The 17,875-nt window shown below is 63.1% G+C and carries 18 protein-coding genes and 1 pseudogene; 7 read left to right on the top strand and 12 right to left on the bottom strand.

The window, feature by feature from the left end:
* Positions 1-145 precede the first annotated feature (145 nt).
* On the bottom strand, positions 146-595 hold the full coding sequence (locus IVA74_RS01720) for a DsrE family protein (protein ID WP_247339280.1): 450 nt from the start codon (positions 593-595) through the stop codon (positions 146-148).
* Positions 596-626: 31 nt separating this feature from the next.
* Positions 627-1,246: pseudogene (locus IVA74_RS01715) on the bottom strand (hypothetical protein).
* Between the two features lie 303 nt (positions 1,247-1,549).
* On the opposite strand from IVA74_RS01715, the gene IVA74_RS01710 reads away from it, so the two are divergent.
* Together IVA74_RS01710 and IVA74_RS01705 are read left to right on the top strand one after the other, a co-directional pair.
* Positions 1,550-3,073 (top strand): SUMF1/EgtB/PvdO family nonheme iron enzyme, encoded by a 1,524-nt coding sequence (locus IVA74_RS01710; protein WP_247339274.1) that lies wholly within the window; start codon positions 1,550-1,552, stop codon positions 3,071-3,073.
* A 17-nt stretch (positions 3,074-3,090) separates the two neighbouring features.
* Positions 3,091-3,537, top strand: a complete 447-nt coding sequence (locus IVA74_RS01705; RefSeq protein WP_247339270.1) for a DUF4399 domain-containing protein — start codon at positions 3,091-3,093, stop codon at positions 3,535-3,537.
* Here the strand turns inward: IVA74_RS01705 and IVA74_RS01700 are convergent, their stop codons facing one another.
* From IVA74_RS01700 to pqqA, 10 genes are all read right to left on the bottom strand, one after another.
* Positions 3,538-4,593 (bottom strand): 2-oxoacid:ferredoxin oxidoreductase subunit beta, encoded by a 1,056-nt coding sequence (locus tag IVA74_RS01700; RefSeq protein ID WP_247339269.1) that lies wholly within the window; start codon positions 4,591-4,593, stop codon positions 3,538-3,540.
* Positions 4,590-6,437, bottom strand: a complete 1,848-nt coding sequence (locus IVA74_RS01695) for a 2-oxoacid:acceptor oxidoreductase subunit alpha (RefSeq protein WP_247339267.1) — start codon at positions 6,435-6,437, stop codon at positions 4,590-4,592. The genes IVA74_RS01700 and IVA74_RS01695 overlap by 4 nt, the downstream gene beginning before the upstream one ends.
* Positions 6,407-8,206, bottom strand: coding sequence for an FAD-dependent oxidoreductase (locus tag IVA74_RS01690; RefSeq protein ID WP_247339265.1), 1,800 nt, complete (start codon positions 8,204-8,206; stop codon positions 6,407-6,409). The genes IVA74_RS01695 and IVA74_RS01690 overlap by 31 nt, the downstream gene beginning before the upstream one ends.
* Positions 8,207-8,441: 235 nt before the next feature.
* Positions 8,442-9,119: a DUF4286 family protein gene (locus IVA74_RS01685; protein WP_247339261.1), complete on the bottom strand. Its 678-nt coding sequence runs from the start codon at positions 9,117-9,119 to the stop codon at positions 8,442-8,444.
* 145 nt (positions 9,120-9,264) lie between these two features.
* The gene (gene pip / locus IVA74_RS01680) at positions 9,265-10,251 is read right to left on the bottom strand and encodes a prolyl aminopeptidase (RefSeq protein WP_247339259.1); all 987 of its coding nucleotides are present in this window, start codon (positions 10,249-10,251) and stop codon (positions 9,265-9,267) included.
* On the bottom strand, positions 10,241-11,440 hold the full coding sequence (pqqE, locus tag IVA74_RS01675; RefSeq protein WP_247339257.1) for a pyrroloquinoline quinone biosynthesis protein PqqE: 1,200 nt from the start codon (positions 11,438-11,440) through the stop codon (positions 10,241-10,243). The genes pip and pqqE overlap by 11 nt, the downstream gene beginning before the upstream one ends.
* Positions 11,437-11,748 carry a pyrroloquinoline quinone biosynthesis peptide chaperone PqqD gene (gene pqqD, locus IVA74_RS01670; RefSeq protein ID WP_247339255.1) on the bottom strand — a complete coding sequence of 104 codons (312 nt, stop codon included), beginning with the start codon at positions 11,746-11,748 and terminating at the stop codon, positions 11,437-11,439. Before pqqD ends, pqqE begins: the two co-directional genes overlap by 4 nt.
* A gap of 11 nt (positions 11,749-11,759) precedes the next feature.
* Positions 11,760-12,551, bottom strand: a complete 792-nt coding sequence (pqqC, locus tag IVA74_RS01665; RefSeq protein WP_247339251.1) for a pyrroloquinoline-quinone synthase PqqC — start codon at positions 12,549-12,551, stop codon at positions 11,760-11,762.
* A complete protein-coding gene (gene pqqB, locus IVA74_RS01660; RefSeq protein ID WP_247339249.1) occupies positions 12,548-13,477 on the bottom strand; it encodes a pyrroloquinoline quinone biosynthesis protein PqqB in 930 nt (309 codons plus the stop codon). Before pqqB ends, pqqC begins: the two co-directional genes overlap by 4 nt.
* Before the next feature lie 117 nt (positions 13,478-13,594).
* Positions 13,595-13,675 (bottom strand): pyrroloquinoline quinone precursor peptide PqqA, encoded by an 81-nt coding sequence (pqqA, locus tag IVA74_RS01655; protein ID WP_007595659.1) that lies wholly within the window; start codon positions 13,673-13,675, stop codon positions 13,595-13,597.
* A gap of 249 nt (positions 13,676-13,924) precedes the next feature.
* Between pqqA and IVA74_RS01650 the strand changes: the two genes are divergently transcribed.
* From IVA74_RS01650 to tarD, 5 genes are all read left to right on the top strand, one after another.
* Entirely contained in the window at positions 13,925-14,182 is a 258-nt protein-coding gene (locus tag IVA74_RS01650; protein ID WP_247339247.1) for a hypothetical protein, read from the top strand.
* Positions 14,183-14,290: 108 nt separating this feature from the next.
* Entirely contained in the window at positions 14,291-15,691 is a 1,401-nt protein-coding gene (locus tag IVA74_RS01645) for an amidase family protein (RefSeq protein ID WP_247339245.1), read from the top strand.
* A 2-nt stretch (positions 15,692-15,693) separates the two neighbouring features.
* Entirely contained in the window at positions 15,694-16,170 is a 477-nt protein-coding gene (locus IVA74_RS01640) for a glutathione peroxidase (RefSeq protein WP_247339243.1), read from the top strand.
* The gene (locus IVA74_RS01635; RefSeq protein WP_247339241.1) at positions 16,167-16,424 is read left to right on the top strand and encodes a DUF3297 family protein; all 258 of its coding nucleotides are present in this window, start codon (positions 16,167-16,169) and stop codon (positions 16,422-16,424) included. The genes IVA74_RS01640 and IVA74_RS01635 overlap by 4 nt, the downstream gene beginning before the upstream one ends.
* Before the next feature lie 133 nt (positions 16,425-16,557).
* Positions 16,558-17,727 carry a mandelate racemase/muconate lactonizing enzyme family protein gene (gene tarD / locus IVA74_RS01630; protein ID WP_247339240.1) on the top strand — a complete coding sequence of 390 codons (1,170 nt, stop codon included), beginning with the start codon at positions 16,558-16,560 and terminating at the stop codon, positions 17,725-17,727.
* The last annotated feature ends 148 nt before the right edge of the window (positions 17,728-17,875 follow it).

The raw sequence follows: 17,875 nt of genomic DNA, 5'->3' as shown, positions 1-17,875 counted from the left end.
CCAGACCGTAATCCATCCCAGACATCGCTCGCTCCCGCGAATCATCACTCAACTCACGGAATCAGCAATCAAATTCCTCCGCAATATGTGTGAATTCGACAGCGCGCAAGCGGGGGAGGGAGCTCACCTTTTCGCGGTAACCTGCTTACGGCCGCAGATAGAGATAACCCTGCGACTGAAGCTCGGCCAGGCGGACCACGCCGCCTTTTTCCGCGCTGACGAAGCCCGGCAAGAGATCCGTAAGCGTGACGTTCTGCGCCTTCATCGTGTTGCCGCACGCGGCGAGCTCGACGCCGTCCTTGGAGAAATCGCTGACGCGCTTGCTGATGTCAGGGTTGGCCTGCGCCCCGTGAAACGCCTTCAGCGCCGGTCCATGGATCACCAGCGCGATCGTGACCTGATCAGGACCGCCGACGCCGTCGATGTGGTTCTGGATGTTGCCGAGCACGAAATTGACCTTCTCCGCGTCGCTGAGGTGATAGACCACCTTCAGCTTGCTGCCCGTGCTCGCTTCGGTGGCGGCTTGTGCACGCGAGGCGCCAAGCGCCGCGCCCACCGCCGAGACGGCGCTCCATAGGATGTTCCGGCGGTTCATGACGATCTCCCTCGATTGCGCCTGAGATATATCATTTGTGGCGGAGCGCGGCGACTTCCTTGCGATCGGTCACGAGCGAGGCGCACTCTCGGGCGTCAGTGCGGTTGAGGCGGAAGATCCCGTCGTCGGCGCCGCGACCAGCGATTGCTCGGCGTCGTCATCCGGCCTGTTGTTCTGCCAGACCCTGACCCGCACCAGCCGCACGACGGCCGATTTATCGTCCTTCGACAGCGCAACCCCGATGCTGCCGCCCTCGCAGTCGACGCCGCAGCCGAGGCGGACATCGTTCCCGTCCTTCACAAACACAACATGGCTACAGGAGCCGCCGGAATTGAAATCGCCGCTACGATGGCGATATTTGAAGCCGAGCCGGAAGGAATTGTGCAGCTGCTTGTCCTCGCTGTCGAATTCCGCGGAGACCAGCAGCTTCAGCAAGGCGACTTTCTGCTTGGGATGCCGCGCCAGGTGTTCGGCATCGTAGCGGCGGACGAAGCAGGCATAAGCCTTGTTGCCGGGCGTGCCTGCGTACATCCGCGCGTTGAAGGTCTCGGCCTCGGTCTTGCCCGCCTCGCGGATGTCTTCGGCCTCCTCGGCCCGGGCGGCGCCGATGAACGTGGCAAAAATGACGGCAGCAAAAAGGGAAAACTTCATGATGGCCTCGAACGCCGCAGCTGAGCTGTAAGCTGTGACGCGGCCCGGGTGCGACGCGTTCAACGTCGCGTGTCCCTGACATGATCATCGCTGGGGCGGAGCGAGCTGATAGTTCCATGCAGGGCGTTAGTCGTCGCGGGGATCGTGAAGGTTCAATCGAGGTGACGCTGTCGCCTTTCGGAACTCGATGCCTGCGATTCCTTCGACGTTGCCCCGCTTCATTGATGTGATAGCCTTCACAGACAGACGCGTTTGGAAGTCGTAAGCTGGGACTGCCTTTGTAGTTGGTGGAGTCCCCCCGCGATGGGCGAAATTCGCAACTTCAGATCCGGGAATGACGAGCCGCCTTCACACGGCCCCATGCCTCGTCGTCTCGCCGCGATCATCGTCGGTGATATCGCTTCCTACAGTCGCCTGATGCAGGCCGACGAGGAGGGCACGCACGTCCGCGTCAAACGGATCGAACGGGATCTCATCCAGCCCAGCATCGTCGAGCACCACGGATCACTGGTGAAGACGACGGGCGACGGCTTCATCGCGATTTTCGACAGTCCCGTCGAGGCTGTTCGATGCAGCATCGTCATTCAGCAGAACCTCATCGGCCGCAACGCATCGCTCGCGAAAGATACCCGGATCGAATACCGGATTGGCGTCAATCTGGGTGATGTCATTGTGGAGCCGGACGATGTCTACGGCGATGGCGTCAACATCGCGACACGCATCGAAGGCATTGCGGAGCCTGGTCAGGTCTACATCTCGGGCGCGATCTACGAGCAGATCAAGCACAAGGTGGTGTGCGGCTATGAGTCGCTCGGGGACCGTAAGGTCAAGAACATCACGGATCCCGTGCGCATCTATCGCGTGCTGCCGGACGCAAATGCGGTCGGCACGACGCGAGGCCGGCGCGAGAATACCCTCATCTTTCTCTTGAGCATCACGCTGCTGGTCATTGCCGCCGGCGTGCTCTGGTACCTGCTGACGCAGCCGATCAGGACGAACGAGCAGGCGGCCACGCCGGCCGTCTCTCCCAGCGTGTCCCCGATCCCGCAGCCTCCGCCGCGCGAAGCGGCGACCCCGACACCGCAACCGTCGCCCTCGTTGGCCTCATCACCTTCGCCGTCCGCCCCGGCGCCCGACCAATCGGCAACGCCGGTGCGAGAACCCGAATTGATCGCCATTCGCGGCGGGAGCTTCGCGATGGGAAGCAATGATGATCCGACCGAACGACCTGTCCATCAAGTCACGATCAAACCCTTCTCGATCGGAAAATATCCGGTGACCGTGCAGGAATGGAACGAATGCGCGGCCGCGAAGGTATGCGGCTTCACGGCCATCGGCAAGGATGATGCGCCGGTCACCAATGTGAGCTGGTCAGACGCACAACAATATGCGGCCTATCTCGTGCGGTCGACGAAGAAGCCCTACCGGCTTCCGACCGAAGCCGAATGGGAATATGCCGCGCGCGGCGGAACGCAGACAAAATATTGGTGGGGCGACAAGCTTCAGCAAGGCATGGCCGGTTGCAAGGATTGTGGTGACCTCGCGGCCGAGCAGCCCGCGAAGGTCGGTAGCTTCAAGCCGAATCCGTTCGGACTGCACGACATGGGCGGCGGCGTCGATCAATGGGTCGAGGACTGCTGGCACAAAACCTATCAGGGGGCACCCGGTGACGGCTCGGCATGGAGCAGCGGGGACTGCAGCGCTCATGTCCTGCGCTCAGGCTCCTGGAAGAACGATTCGAGATATGTGCGGCCGTCCAACCGCGATGGCTACGACACCAATGTCCGTTATCCGACGCACGGATTCCGCGTCGCGCTCAGTCCTTAAGTGCTGGAGTAGGTTTGATGCAAATCCTTCGCTGCATCGCGCTATCGGCGGCGCTTGCATTGCTTCCGGGTGTCGCTTGTCCGCAAGGCAAGACCGCCCCCAAGGACGCAAAACTCTATTTCATCACCCCGCACGACGGACAGAAGGTGCGCGGCGGATTTCTGGTTCGGTTCGGCTTGCGGAACATGGGCGTGACGCATGCCGGCGACGACTACCAGAACGCCGGCCATCATCATTTGCTGATCGACGTCAATGACCCCGTCGATCCCAAGGAGCCGATCTTGCAGGACAAGTCGCATCTGCATTTCGGGGCAGGGCAGACCGAAACCCTTCTCGACCTCCCGCCCGGAACGCACACGCTTCAACTCGTGCTCGGTGATGCCAAGCACTATCCGTTCGAGCCGCCCGTCGTGTCGGACAAGATCACGGTGCGCGTCAGGCCGTTGCCTCAGCGCGGCAAATGATCACCGCAGGCTGGCGTTGAACTTGTCCAGCATCGCCGAGCCTGGGCACAGCGTGTCCGCTTCCAGCGTGTTGAGCGGCGTCTCCACCGTGTTGAGATGCTCGTGCAGATCTTCCGCGTCGGGATCGACGTAGAGCAGGCCGGTGACGATCTGGCCCTTGGCGGCGTGCTTCTGGAGGAAGGTCTGGGCACCGAGCCGGTCATGCGGATCGTAGTCGGCGTCGATCTTGCGCAGTGCGATCTTGCTGCCGTCATGCTGCTCGACCATCTGCACCGTGCCTGGTGCGTAATCCACCGCGATGGGGTCGCGGCCGACCAGCACGTCGAGCCGGTTCACCGCGTCATTGTGCTCGCGGACATAGTCGAAGCTCTTGGTCGAGCCGGCGTGGTTGTTGAAGGCGATGCAGGGGCTGATGACGTCGATGAACGACGCGCCCTTATGGCCGATCGCCGCCGCGATCAGCGGCACGAGCTGGGACTTGTCGCCGGAGAACGAGCGCGCGACGAAGGTGGCGCCCAGCTGCAGCGCGATCGCGACGAGGTCGATGGCGTTGTCGGTGTTGGTGGCGCCCTTCTTGGATTTCGAGCCGCGGTCGGCGGTCGCGGAGAATTGGCCCTTGGTCAGGCCATAGACGCCGTTGTTCTCGACGATATAGGTCATGTTGACGCCACGCCGGATCGAATGCGCGAACTGGCCGAAGCCGATCGACGCAGAGTCGCCGTCGCCGGAGACGCCGAGATAGATCAAATCGCGGTTGGCGAGGTTGGCGCCGGTCAAGACCGACGGCATGCGGCCATGCACGGTGTTGAAGCCGTGTGAATTGCCGAGGAAGTAGTCCGGCGTCTTCGAGGAGCAGCCGATACCCGAGATTTTTGCCACCCGGTGCGGCTCGATCGAAAGCTCGTAGCAGGCCTCGATGATCGACGCCGTGATCGAGTCATGGCCGCAGCCGGCGCACAGGGTCGAGATCTTGCCTTCGTAGTCGCGATGGGTGTAGCCGAGCTCGTTCTTCTTGAGGCCCGGATGATGGAATTTCGGCTTTGCAATGTAGGTCATGACACGGCCTTGCGGAGCGGGGTCACCTTGAGGTGATCCTGGTGGTCGCCAATGGCTTTTGCGATGAAGCGGGCGGTGATCGGCGAACCGTCGTAATGCACGATCGGCACGAGCCGCACCGGGTCGATGCCGTTCTCGTTGACGATGAGCTGGCGCAGCTGGCTGTCGCGGTTCTGCTCGACCACGTAGACGAAATCGTGTTCGGCGAGGAAGCTCGCCACGCTCGAGTGGAACGGGAAGGCGCGGATGCGCAGGCGGTCGAGCTGATGCCCGCGCGTTTCCAGCAATCCGATCGCCTCGTCCATCGCCGGCGTGGTCGAGCCGAAATAGATCACGCCGTATTTGGTCGGCCGTTCCGCATTGGCCTGCAGCGGCCGCGGCACCAGATCCTGCGCGGTCTCGAACTTGCGCATGAGACGCTGCATGTTGTCGGCGTAGACCGAGCCTTCCTCGGAGTACCGCGCATAGCGATCACGCGAAGTGCCGCGGGTAAAATAGGAGCCCTTGGTCGGATGCGTGCCGGGATAGGTGCGGTAGGGGATGCCGTCGCCGTCGACGTCGAGATAGCGGCCGAAGTCACGGCCTTCGTCCAGCATCTCCGCGGTCATGACCTTGCCGCGGTCATATTGCTTGGCGTCGTCCCACTTCAGGGGACGGCAGAGCCGGTGGTTCATGCCGATATCGAGGTCGAGCATCAGGAAGATGGTGGTCTGGAGCCGCTCGGCGAGATCGAAAGCGGCGGCTGCAAATTCGAACGCTTCAGCCGGATCTTCCGGGAACAGCAGCACATGCTTGGTGTCGCCATGCGAAGCATAGGCGCAGGCGATGATGTCGCATTGCTGGGTGCGGGTCGGCATGCCGGTCGAGGGACCGGCGCGCTGGATGTTCATGATCACGGCCGGGATTTCGGCGAAGTATGAAAGGCCGATGAACTCCGTCATCAGCGAGATGCCGGGGCCGGAGGTCGCGGTGAATGCGCGCGCGCCGTTCCAGGAGGCGCCGATCACGATACCGATCGAAGCCAGCTCGTCCTCGCCCTGCACGATCGCGTATTTCGCCTTGCCCGTATCAGGATCGTGCCGGTACTTCTTGCAGTGAGCGGTAAAAGCCTCCGCCACGGACGAGGACGGCGTGATCGGATACCATGCGCACACGGTGGCGCCGCCATAGACGGCGCCGAGCGCGGCGGCGCTGTTGCCCTCGATGAAGATGCGGTCGCCGACCTTGTCGGACTTTTTCACCCGTAGCCCGGTCGGGCATTTCAGGTTTTGCAGTGCCCAGTCGCGGCCGAGATGCAGCGCGTGGACGTTGGAGGACAAGAGCTTCTCCTTGCCCTTGTACTGCTCGCCGATCAGCTGCTCGATCAGTTTCGGGTCCATGTCGAGCAACGCCGAGAGCGCGCCGAGATAGATGATGTTCTTGAACAGCTGGCGCTGGCGCGGATCGGTGTAAGTCGAGTTGGTGATCGCGGTCAGGGGGACGCCGATCACGGTGATGTCGTCGCGGAATTTCGTCGACGGCATCGGCTTGGTGGAATCGTAGAACAGATAGCCGCCGGGCTCGATGCCCGCGACGTCCTTGTCCCAGGTCTGCGGGTTCATCGCCACCATCATGTCGACGCCGCCGCGGGCGCCGAGATGGCCGTGTTCGGTCACCCGCACCTCGTACCAGGTCGGCAGCCCCTGGATGTTGGAGGGGAAGATGTTGCGGGGGCTCACCGGAACGCCGTGACGCAGGATCGCGCGCGCGAACATCTCGTTCGCGCTGGCCGAGCCCGATCCATTGACGTTGGCGAAGCGGACGACGAAGTCGTTTACGCTGCTGATCGGCTTTTTGTCGGACATGCTGAACCTGCGTAAGTCATCTCGATGAAATATTTTTGCATGTCCCAGGCGCCGGTGGGACAACGCTCGGCGCACAGCCCGCAATGCAGGCAGACATCCTCGTCCTTGACCATCACGCGCCCGGTCTTCAGGTCGCTGGAGACGTAGAGGTCCTGGTCCGGACGGGGCGAGGGCGCTTTCAGGCGCTGGCGCAGATCGGCCTCTTCGCCATTCTCTGTGAAGGTGATGCAATCCATCGGGCAGATATCGACGCAGGCGTCGCATTCGATGCAGAGCGAGGTCGAGAACACCGTCTCCACGTCGCAGTTCAGGCAGCGCTCGGCTTCGCCAAGCGCCAGCTTGACGTCGTAGCCGAGCTCGACCTCGGTGCGAATGTCCTTCAGCGCGATCACCTTGTCGCGATGCGGCACCTTGAAACGCTTGTCGTTGGAAATGTCGTTGTCATAGCTCCATTCGTGGATGCCCATCTTTTGCGATGAGACATGCACCTCCGGCAAGGGCCGTTCGGTGATGTCCTCGCCCGAGAGCATCCTGTGGATCGACAGCGCGGCATCATGGCCCTGCGCCACGGCCCAGATGATGTTCTTCGGTCCGAACGAGGCGTCGCCGCCGAAGAACACTTTTGGATTGGTCGATACGAACGTCTTCGGATCGACCTTGGGCATGTGCCATTTATCGAACTCGATTCCGCAATCCTGCTCGATCCAGGGGAAGGCATTCTCCTGACCGACCGCGACCAGCACGTCGTCGCATTCGATGGTCTGGTCCGGCTCGCCGGAGGGCACGAGGTTACGGCGGCCCTTGGCGTCGTATTCGGCCTTCACTTTCTGGAAGGTGATGCCGGTGAGCTTGCCGTCGTCGTGGACGAAGGCGACGGGGACGAGGAAGTTGAGGATCGGGATGTCTTCGTGGAGCGCGTCTTCCTTCTCCCAGGGCGAGGCCTTCATCTCCTCGAAGCCGGAGCGCACGACGACCTTCACCTCTTCGCCGCCGAGGCGGCGCGCGGTCCGGCAGCAATCCATCGCGGTGTTGCCGCCGCCGAGCACGATGACGCGCTTGCCGATCTTGTCGGTATGACCGAACGAGACCGAGGACAGCCAGTCGATGCCGATATGGACGTTGGCGGCTGCTTCCTTGCGTCCGGGGATGTCGAGTTCGCGTCCGCGCGGTGCGCCGGAGCCGACGAAGATCGCGTCATATTTCTCCGCGAGCAGCGCCTTCATGCTCTCGATGCGATGGCCGCCTTTGAAGTCGACGCCGAGATTGAGGATGTAGCCGGTCTCCTCGTCGATCACCGAATTGGGCAGCCGGAACTTCGGGATCTGCGAGCGCATCATCCCGCCGGCCTGGGGGTCACCGTCGAACACGGTGCAGTGATAGCCGAGCGGCGCGAGATCGCGCGCGACCGTCAGCGAGGCTGGGCCGCCGCCGACGAATGCAACACGCTTGCCGTTTTTCGCCGAAGGCCGCGGCAGGCGCTGCGTGATATCGTCCTTGAAGTCGGCGGCGACGCGCTTGAGGCGGCAGATCGCGACCGGCGTCTCCTCGACGCGTCCGCGCCGGCACGCCGGCTCGCATGGACGGTCGCAGGTGCGTCCCAGAATTCCGGGAAACACGTTCGATTTCCAATTGATCATGTAGGCGTCGCTGTAGCGGCCTTGGGCGATCAGTCGGATGTATTCGGGGACGGGGGTGTGTGCAGGACAGGCCCATTGGCAATCGACCACTTTGTGAAAGTAGTCGGGGGCCGCGATATCGGTCGGTTTCATTCCTACCCTGTCCGCGCAGGCTCAAAGACCCCCGCGGCCTTTTCTTGAGCTTGGCGAACGCTAACTCGCTTCGATCTGGTTTCTGAATGACGTCATTGGGTTAGCTTATTAGAACCCTTCCGAAGTACAACGGCAAATTTTCGCGCTTCCCCTCTTTCATGGGAGCTCCGCGCGCACAGCATTAACGGCCGCGCCGGTATGCGGCGGTGCAGCATGTTGCGATGCGTCCGATTGCTTAATTGTGAGCGATGTCGCTCTTCGCGAGATCCCACATGAGGCTGTAGGTGCCGACCGACACAGGAAGCGGGAATGGCGCCGCGGCAGGGCCGGTGAAGCGCTCGGCGATCACGGCCGAGACCGCGCTGACATGCGTGCCGTCGACCAGCACGAACCAGTCGCGCGCGCCTTCGTTGCGCACCGCCGGAATGTCCGCGGTCGCGCCTGACAATTCGGGTTCGCTCTCGAGCAGATGCATGGAGATGATGCCCTCGCGCTGTTGCGGCGCCAGCTTTTCTTGCAGCGCGTCACGCCATGCCCCGGCATTCTCAGGCGTCGGCCGCAGCCGCACCACGCCGAGCGCAGCCCCGCGCCCGGCACCGTTGCTGATGGTGATACGCGCGACAACGCGGAGCATGTCCTTGAAATGCGCCATGTTCCGCCGCGACCATTCGGTCTGATTGGCGAGCCGCGCCCGGTAGGCGGGGCTGTCGAGCACGTCGAGCGTTTCGGTCGAATACAGGGAGAGATATTTGGGATTGGCGGCGTGAGCGACATAGCGCCGCGCCTCGAGGAATCCCTCGATCGCGACGCGCTCTTCCAGATGCTCGCGATCGTACCAGCGGTTGAAATCGGCTTCGTGTGCCGCGTCGATGTTCATCGACGTCAGCAGCATGCCTGTTCCGGCGAGCGGCATTTTCTTGTTGTCCTTCCCATCCACACCCTCATGGTGAGGAGCCACGAAGTGGCGTCTCGAACCATGAAGGCCCGGCTTTCGCATCTCGGCCTGCATCCTTCGAGACGCGCTCCTTCGAAGCGCTCCTCAGGATGAGGAGATAGATCTATCGCGCGGCCTTCGAGGCGAGATCCGCGATCGACTTCATGACCGCGTCCCGCACGCCGGCATCATAGAGCGAATGTCCGGCTTCTTCCACGATGCGAATCTCGGAACCCGGCCACACTTTCGCGAGCGCCTGAGATGTCTCAGGAGGGCACAGCAGATCGTAGCGTCCCTGGACGATGATGCCCGGAATGCCATCGAGCTGACCGGCGTTCCGCAACAACTGGTTCTCGGACATGAAGCTGTCCTGGACGAAATAATGCGCCTCCATGAATGGCGTCGCAGGCAGTGTGCGCCACACATTCAGCGAGGCCATGTCGATTCGCGTCTTTGCTGCCTTGTGCTCGGACAACGCGCGCTCGGTATCATGCCATGCGCGCGATGCTGGGCCGTGCACGGCCGGGTCGGCATCGAGGATGCGGCGCCAATAGGCGTCCACCGGCCGCTCGCGCTCCTCGACCGGCAGCACGCTCAGGAAATCCGCGTAGAGCACGGGATAGAACTGCGACAGGCGCGAGGTGAAGGCGGTCTCCACTTCCGCTCGCGTACCCAAAAACGTCGCGCGCAACGCGATGCCGGAGACGCGCTCGGGATGCGCCTGCGCATACGCCAGCGCCAGCGTCGCGCCCCAGGAGCCGCCGACCACCATCCAGCGGTCGCAGCCGAAATTTTCGCGGATTTTTTCCATGTCCGCGATCAGGTGCGCCGTGGTGTTGTGCTCGCGCGATCCCTTCGGCCGGCTGCGGCCGCAGCCGCGCTGGTCGAACAGCACGGCATGAAAACGGTCGGGATCGAACAGCCGGCGATGGTCGGGCTGGCAGCCGCTGCCGGGGCCGCCATGCAGATAGACCGCAGGGATTCCGTCAGTGCGGCCGGTGCTCTCGATATAGAGCTCGTGGCCGTCGCCGACGTCGAGCATTTCGGAGGTCAGCGGCGCAAAGGGATCGGTACGTTTGGCGGATGCGGCCGCGTCGGCGTCAGGCACCATTCTCGGATTCCAGAGTGCCGCCGGCGAAATTGCGATAGAGGAAGCGGTTGGTTTCGCCCTCGGCTTCGCGCTCGGCCTGCTTGAAGATGGTCTCATGCAGCGGCGACAGCGCGCAGGCCGGATCGGTGTTGGCGGCGTCGCCGGTCAGCGCAAAAGCCTGGCAGCGGCAGCCGCCGAAATCGATCTCCCGGAATTCGCACGACTTGCACGGCTCCTTCATCCAGCCGGTGCCGCGATAGCGGTTGAAGGCGTCCGAGTTCTGCCAGATCCAGGCGATCGAATGGTTGGAGCGCACCGATTCGAAGTCGAGCCCGGTGATGCTCTCGGCGGCGTGGCAGGGCAGCACCTTGCCGGCCGGGGAGATGTTGAAGAATTGCCGGCCCCAGCCGCCCATGCACTTCTTCGGCCGCAGCGCGTAATAGTCGGGCACGACGTAGTCGATCGTCAGCCGGCCCTTGAGCCGCTCGCGCGCTTCCTCGACGGTGTGGGTGCACTCGTCGAGCTGCGCCACCGTCGGCATCAGCGCGGCGCGGTTCTTCAGGGCCCAGCCGTAATATTGCACGTTGGCGACCTCGAGCCGGTCGGCGTCGAGATCGATCGACATCTGGATGATATCAGGAAGCTGATGCAGGTTCTGCCGGTGCATCACCGCATTTACGGTGAGCGGCAGGTCGAGCTCGCGCGTCCATTTTGCCACTTCGAGCTTCTTGTGGTGCCCGCCTCTGTAGCCGCCGACGCGATCGGCGAGGGCTTCTTCAACGCCCTGGAAGCTGATCTGCACATGGCAGAGCCCGGCATCGGCCAGCTCGCTTAGCCGCTCGCGTGTCAGCAGCACGGCGGAGGTGATGAGGTTGGTGTAGAGGCCGACGTCGCTGGCGTGCTTGACCAGCTCGACCAGATCCTTGCGCGCGGTCGGCTCGCCGCCGGAGAAATGCACCTGGAGCACGCCGATCTCCGCGAGCTCGCTCAGGACTTTCTTCCATTCCTCGGTAGTCAGCTCCTTGCCCGAGCGGTCGAGCTCGACCGGGTTGGAGCAATAGGGGCATTGCAGCGGACAGCGATGCGTGATCTCGAGCAGCACGGCGAGCGGAATGCCGAATGTTTCCGCCGTCGAGCGCTGCTTTTCGAGCACCGCGAGGCTGTCGCTGGCGTCAGCCGGGATGGTGGGATTACCGAGCACATCGCTCATGACGTCTTCTCCCGGGCCTCCGTGAGAAAGCCCTTGTCGGCGAGATCCTGCAGCATGGCGATCACATCGGTGAGGATCGCATCGCGCGGTGCGGCGTATTTCGCGGCCAGCTGGTCGGAGATGTCGCCGACATTGCGCTCGCCGTCGCAGAGCTGCAAGACCTCGACGGCGATCTCGTCGGGTGCCAGCACCCGTTCCGGCGCCAGGATCACCCAGACTTTTCGCGTTTCGTCATACTTCAGCTTGGCGTGCCGCGGCAGAACCGGCCGGCTCGTCTCGCTGACGCTGATGTTACGCGGCCCGGCCATCGGTTGTTCCCTCAGCTCGCCTTTTGGTGTTCTTGGGGCACGAACGCGCCCGGCGGAATGTGGCCCTCGACATAGGCGTGTTGGAGCGCGTCGAGCTGCACCCATAGCACATTGGTCTTGAAGATCAGCGCATTGCAGACCGACGCGCGCTCTTCCGGCGTCCTCGCATGCGCCTTGACATAGTCGAGCGCGAAGCCGGCGTCCCGCGGCGCCTGCGCCAGTCGGCGCTTGAAGTAGCTCATGATGTCAGGATTGACGAAGTCGTAGTGCTCCAGCATGCCGGAGATGCGCTCCTCGTGCAGGTTCGGCGCAAACAATTCGGTGAGCGAGGAGGCGATCGCCTCCAGCGGGCTCTTTTCGCGGCAGTAGTGGACATAGGCTTCGACCGCAAAACGCGTCGCCGGCAGGATGCCTTCGGTCGACTCCACATAGGTCGTGTCGAGCCCGAGGCCGTCGGTCAGCTTGAGCCAGCGCTCGATGCCGCCCTCAGAGCCGATATCGCCGTCATGGTCCTCGATGCGGTGGCGCCATTCCAGCCGGGTGGCGCGGTCGCGGAAGCGCGAGATCACCACCGCGTCCTTGATCGGGATCGTGCTCTGGTAATAGTACCGGTTGAGCGCCCAGGCCTGCACCTGGCCCTTGTTCAGCTTGCCGCCGTGCAGCAGCTTATGGAACGGATGCAGGCTGTGATAGCGCGTCGCCCCGATATGGCGCAATGTCGCCTCCAGCTCCTCGGCGGAGTTGAGCTTGATGTCCTTGCCGATCGAGAGCGAGGTCATTCCAGTCAGTGACGCGGCATTCACAGCACGATCTCCGTTCCGTCAGCGGGTATCTGCCAGCCCGCCGCTTCAGCGGCCTTGCGCTCGGGTGATGCGGGCAGCAGCGCCGGATTCGAGTTATTGATATGCAGAAATATCTTCCTGTCGAGTGTGAGATCGGCGAGCCGCTCAATGGCGCCGTCGTCGCCGGACATCGCGACATGGCCCATGCTCTTCCCGGTCTTATGGCTAAGCCCGGCCCTGATCATCTCGTCGTCCTGCCACACCGTGCCGTCGAAGAACACCAAAGCGGCGCCGTCGATCTCGGCCTTGAGCGCGTCGGTGACCTCGGCGCAGGCGGCGATGAAGTAGAAGTACTTGCCGGTCGCTTTGTCGGTGATCTTCAATCCCAGCGTATCGCCGTCGCCGGTCTCGCCGCCCGGATGCGCCTTGCCTTCCAGATACCAGGCCGATTTGCCAGATACCGCGAAGGGCAGCAGCTCTAGTCCTGAGCGCGCCCCGTCCGGCAGCCGCGGCTCGAACGGCTCATCGATGTCGATCGGCTGGCGCCGCACGTTCTTCTCGTTCAGCACGTTGAAGATGCTGTTGGCTTTCAGGATCGCCAGCACCTTCTCATGCGCATAGACCGTGAAGGGCGAGCCTTCGCGCATCGACAGCAGGCCTGCCACCGCGTCCACTTCGCTGTTGGTCAGGATCACGCCTGCGATCGGCGTATGGCGCAGCGCGCCTGCCTTCGGATGCAGCTGTGGCGTGGCACTCAATTGCTGGCGGAGGTCGGGGGAGGCGTTGATCAAGAACCAGTGCTCGCCGTCGCCGCTGAAGGCGACCGAGGCTTGGGTTCTCTGGAGCTCCTGGCCGTTTTCACGGGCCGCCCGGCAGCCCTCGCAGCCGCAATTCCACTGCGGCACTCCGCCGCCGGCTGCGGCGCCCAGGACGACGACGCGAAGCATGATCCGTCTCCTGGAAGGAACGCTGCGAGGTGGATCTCAGGCCAACACAGTTTCCGTCGTTCGGAAACCTGCCGTGACCGAGAGACCCACCTGCGCTGAACGCAGATCGCCAGCCGCTTACTTGCGGGTGGCGCTCACATACATGTTGATTTCCATGCCACAGGGCACTTCGACGATCTTCGGTGCTTTCCAGGCCATTTCGGCTCTCCATTTCGCGAATTCGGACGTATCCGCCCAGCCCTTAAGTTAGTGCGGGCGGAAAAGTTCGCTAGTGAAATCTTCCCGATAAAGCCATGTTGCGGCGCGAAATATCGGGGTTGGAACACCGCTTTTGATGAGGCAGTCTTGCGCCACGGGGCATTCGGCCGCGAACGCTGTCCTGATAAAGCAGTTGTGAGTGCAGTGCAGCTTTCAATCCGGTACAGGCGACCCAATTGGATCTCGGTGATGCCCAAATATTTCTTCAACACCCGCATCGGCAACGAACTGATCGTGGATCCCGAAGGGGAGGTCCTGCGCAATCCCGATCGCGCCTGGGAGGTCGCTCGCCAAATGATCCTTGAGGTCCTGAAATCGGAAGGCACCCAGCCGGCCCTGATGGAAGCGGTCATCGAGGTCACTGACGTCGAAGGCGAGATCGTGCTCGAATTCCCCTTCACTGAAGCGCTCCTCGACATGCCCGACCAGTCCGCCACGCGGCATTGAGCCCCCAGCTCTCTCCCCGTCACAGCAATGACGGAGGTATCCCTGCGAAATCTGCATGACTTTGCCGCGTTCCCGGGGCTAAAAGAGCCCGGTTATACGGAGCAAGCCATGCAAGATCTCTGGCGCCTGTCGGCCGCCGACCTCGTCACCCTCGTCAAAGCCAAAAAGGTTTCCGCCAGGGAAGCCGCCAAGGCCGGCCTCGCCCGGCTCGATGCCGTCAACCCCAGCCTCAATGCCGTGATCGATCATCGGCCGGAGGATGTGCTCAGGCAGGCTGATGCCGTCGATGCCGCCATTGCGAGGGGTGAGGACCCCGGCGTGCTGGCCGGCGTGCCCGTCACCATCAAGGCCAATGTCGACCAGGAGGGCTTTGCCACCACCAACGGCCTGAAACTCCAGCGCGACCTGATCGCGCGCGAGGACAACCCGGTGGTCGCCAATTTCCGCAAAGCGGGCGCCATTCTCCTTGGGCGGACCAATTGCCCGGCCTTCTCCTACCGCTGGTTCACCACCAATCTGGTCCATGGCGATACCAAAAACCCGCGCGACGCCTCGCTGACGCCGGGCGGCTCGTCCGGCGGCGCCGGTTCGGCGGTCGCGGCCGGCATCGGCCATATCGCCCATGGCACCGACATTGCCGGCTCGATCCGCTATCCCGCCTATGCCTGCGGCGTGCACGGCCTGCGCCCGACCCTGGGCCGCATTCCCGCCTTCAACCCGGCGCTGCCCGAGCGTCCGATCGGGCCGCAGATCACGGCTGTGTCGGGACCACTGGCGCGCACCGTCAACGATCTCAGAATTTCGCTCGCCGCGATGTCGGCCCGCGACATCCGCGACCCCTGGTTTGTGCCAGCGCCGCTGGAAGGTCCCGCGCGGCCGAAGCGCGCCGCGCTCTGCCTCAACCCTGACGGGCTTGCGACTGCTCCCGAGGTGAAGGCGGCCGTCATCGATTCCGGCAAGCGGCTGGAACGCGCCGGCTGGACCGTCGAAATGATCGAGAACACCCCGCCGATGCGCGAAGCGGTGGAGTGGCAGACAAAACTCTGGCTCGGCGACGGCTACGAGGCGCAGCTCGAGATGGCCGAGCGTGAGGGCGATCCCGGTGCGCTGGCGTGCCTCCGCGGCAACCGCGCCAGAGTCACGCCGATGGACCAGGCGAATTACGCCAAGGCGTTGACCCGCCGCGCCGCGCTGACCCGCGAGTGGATGCTGTTCTTCGAGACATATGCCGTGCTGCTGACGCCGGTGTCGGGCGAGCTGCCGTTCCCGGATCATCTCGACCGCAAGGACGACGAATCCTTCAAGCGCGTCTGGGAGGCGCAGCTGCCGCAGATCGCCATTCCCTTCATGGGATTGCCGGGCCTCGCGGTCTCCACCGGTCTCGTCGGCAAGGCGCCGGTCGGCGTGCACATCGTGTCCGGCCGTTATCGCGAGGATCTTTGTCTGCTCGCAGGCGAGGCGATCGAGGCGGGCGGCGTGCCGCCGTCGCCGATCGACCCCGTGGGTTAGCGATGTCTGCGATCTACGACTTCAAGGCCAATTCGCTTGCGGGCGATGAAGTCGCCCTGAAACGTTTCGAAGGGCAGGTGCTCCTGATCGTCAACACTGCGAGCAAATGCGGCTTCACGCCCCAATATCGCGGGCTGGAGGATATTCATCGCGAGCTCTCGCCGCGCGGTTTCTCGGTGCTCGGCTTTCCCTGCAACCAGTTCGGCGCGCAGGAGCCGGGGCCGGCGAGTGAGATCCAGGCGTTCTGCTCGACCCATTACGACGTTACCTTCCCGCTGTTCGAGAAGATCGACGTCAACGGCGCCCATGCGCATCCCTTGTATGAGTACCTGAAACGCCAGCAATCCGGGCTGTTGGGCGCCTCCATCAAATGGAATTTCACAAAATTCCTGGTTGATCGCGCCGGCAAGGTGGTTTCGCGCTATGCGCCGACCGCGCGGCCCGAAGGATTGCGGCAGCAAATCGAGACCCTGTTATGAGCGAGACAATCATGAGCGACGAATTTCCGGACCGCCTCTCGGTCAATCCGAACAGCCCCCATTACAACGCGGACATCCTGGCGCGCGACGTCGGCATCCGCTTCAAGGACGTCGAGAAGACCAATGTCGAGGAATACTGCATCAGCGAAGGCTGGGTCCGCGTCACCGCAGGGAACGCCAAGGACCGCCACGGCAACCCGCTGACCATCAAGGTGCACGGCCCGGTCGAGCCGTATTTCAGGGATAAGAAATAGAACTCGCCGTGCTCTCTCCACTCGTCATTGCGAGCGAAGCGGCGCAGCGAAGCAATCCAGAATCTTTCCGCAGTGACAACCTGGATTGCTTCGTCGCTTCGCTCCTCGCAATGACGAAAGTAAAAGGTCCCCCATGTCCGTCCGCATCGTCGACGTTCGCGAGATCACAAAACCAATCTCTTCGCCGATCCGCAACGCCTATATCGATTTCACCAAGATGACGACGAGCCTGGTTGCCGTCGTCACCGACGTGGTGCGCGACGGCAAGCGCGTCGTCGGCTATGGCTTCAATTCCAACGGCCGCTACGGGCAGGGCGGCCTGATCCGCGAGCGTTTTGCCTCGCGCATCCTGGAGGCCGATCAGAAGTCGCTACTGAATGCGGCCGGCGACAATCTCGACCCCGACAAGGTCTGGGCCGCGATGATGACCAACGAGAAGCCGGGTGGCCATGGCGAACGCTCGGTCGCGGTCGGCACTATCGACATGGCTGTGTGGGATGCGGTGGCGAAGATCGCGGGCCAACCGTTGTTCGGCCTGCTGGCCGAGCGTCATGGCGTCAAAGCCAATCCGCGCGTGTTCGTCTACGCCGCCGGCGGCTACTACTATCCCGGCAAGGACCTCTCGATGCTGCGCGGCGAGATGCGCGGCTATCTCGATCGCGGCTACAACGTCGTGAAGATGAAGATCGGCGGCGCGGGAATCGAGGACGATCGCACGCGTATCGAGGCGGTGTTGAAGGAAATCGGCAAGGACGCGCAGCTTGCGGTGGACGCCAACGGCCGCTTCGATCTAGAGACCGGGATCGCCTACGCCAAGATGCTGCGCGATTATCCGCTGTTCTGGTACGAGGAGGTCGGCGATCCCCTCGACTACGCACTGCAGGCTGCGCTCGTCGAATTCTATCCGGGGCCGATGGCAACGGGCGAAAACCTGTTCAGCCACCAGGACGCCCGCAATCTGATCCGCTACGGCGGCATGCGGCCCGATCGCGACTGGCTGCAATTCGACTGCGCGCTGTCCTATGGCCTGTGCGAATACCAGCGCACGCTGGAAGTCCTGAAGACCTACGGCTGGTCGCCAAGCCGCTGCATCCCCCACGGCGGCCACCAGATGTCGCTCAACATCGCAGCCGGCTTAGGCCTCGGCGGCAACGAGAGCTATCCCGACCTGTTCCAGCCCTATGGCGGCTTCCCCGACGGCGTCCGCGTCGAGAACGGCCACATCACCATGCCCGACCTGCCGGGCATCGGCTTCGAAGGCAAGTCGGACCTCTACAAGGAAATGAAGGCGCTGGCGGAGTAGGCCGCGCTGGGGCCGCACACTCCGTCATTGCGAGATGTAGCCTCTTCTCCGTCATTGCGAGCGTAGCGAAGATTCCATGGGGAGTGGATAGCGACCAAGTCTGAGGCCAGACTGAGGTTGCAATACCACCCAACCTGGAGACGACGAT

The sequence above is a fragment of the Bradyrhizobium sp. 132 genome (assembly GCF_023074185.1).
Classification (GTDB): Bacteria; Pseudomonadota; Alphaproteobacteria; order Rhizobiales; family Xanthobacteraceae; genus Bradyrhizobium.
This window is presented reverse-complemented; position numbering and strand designations above follow the sequence as displayed.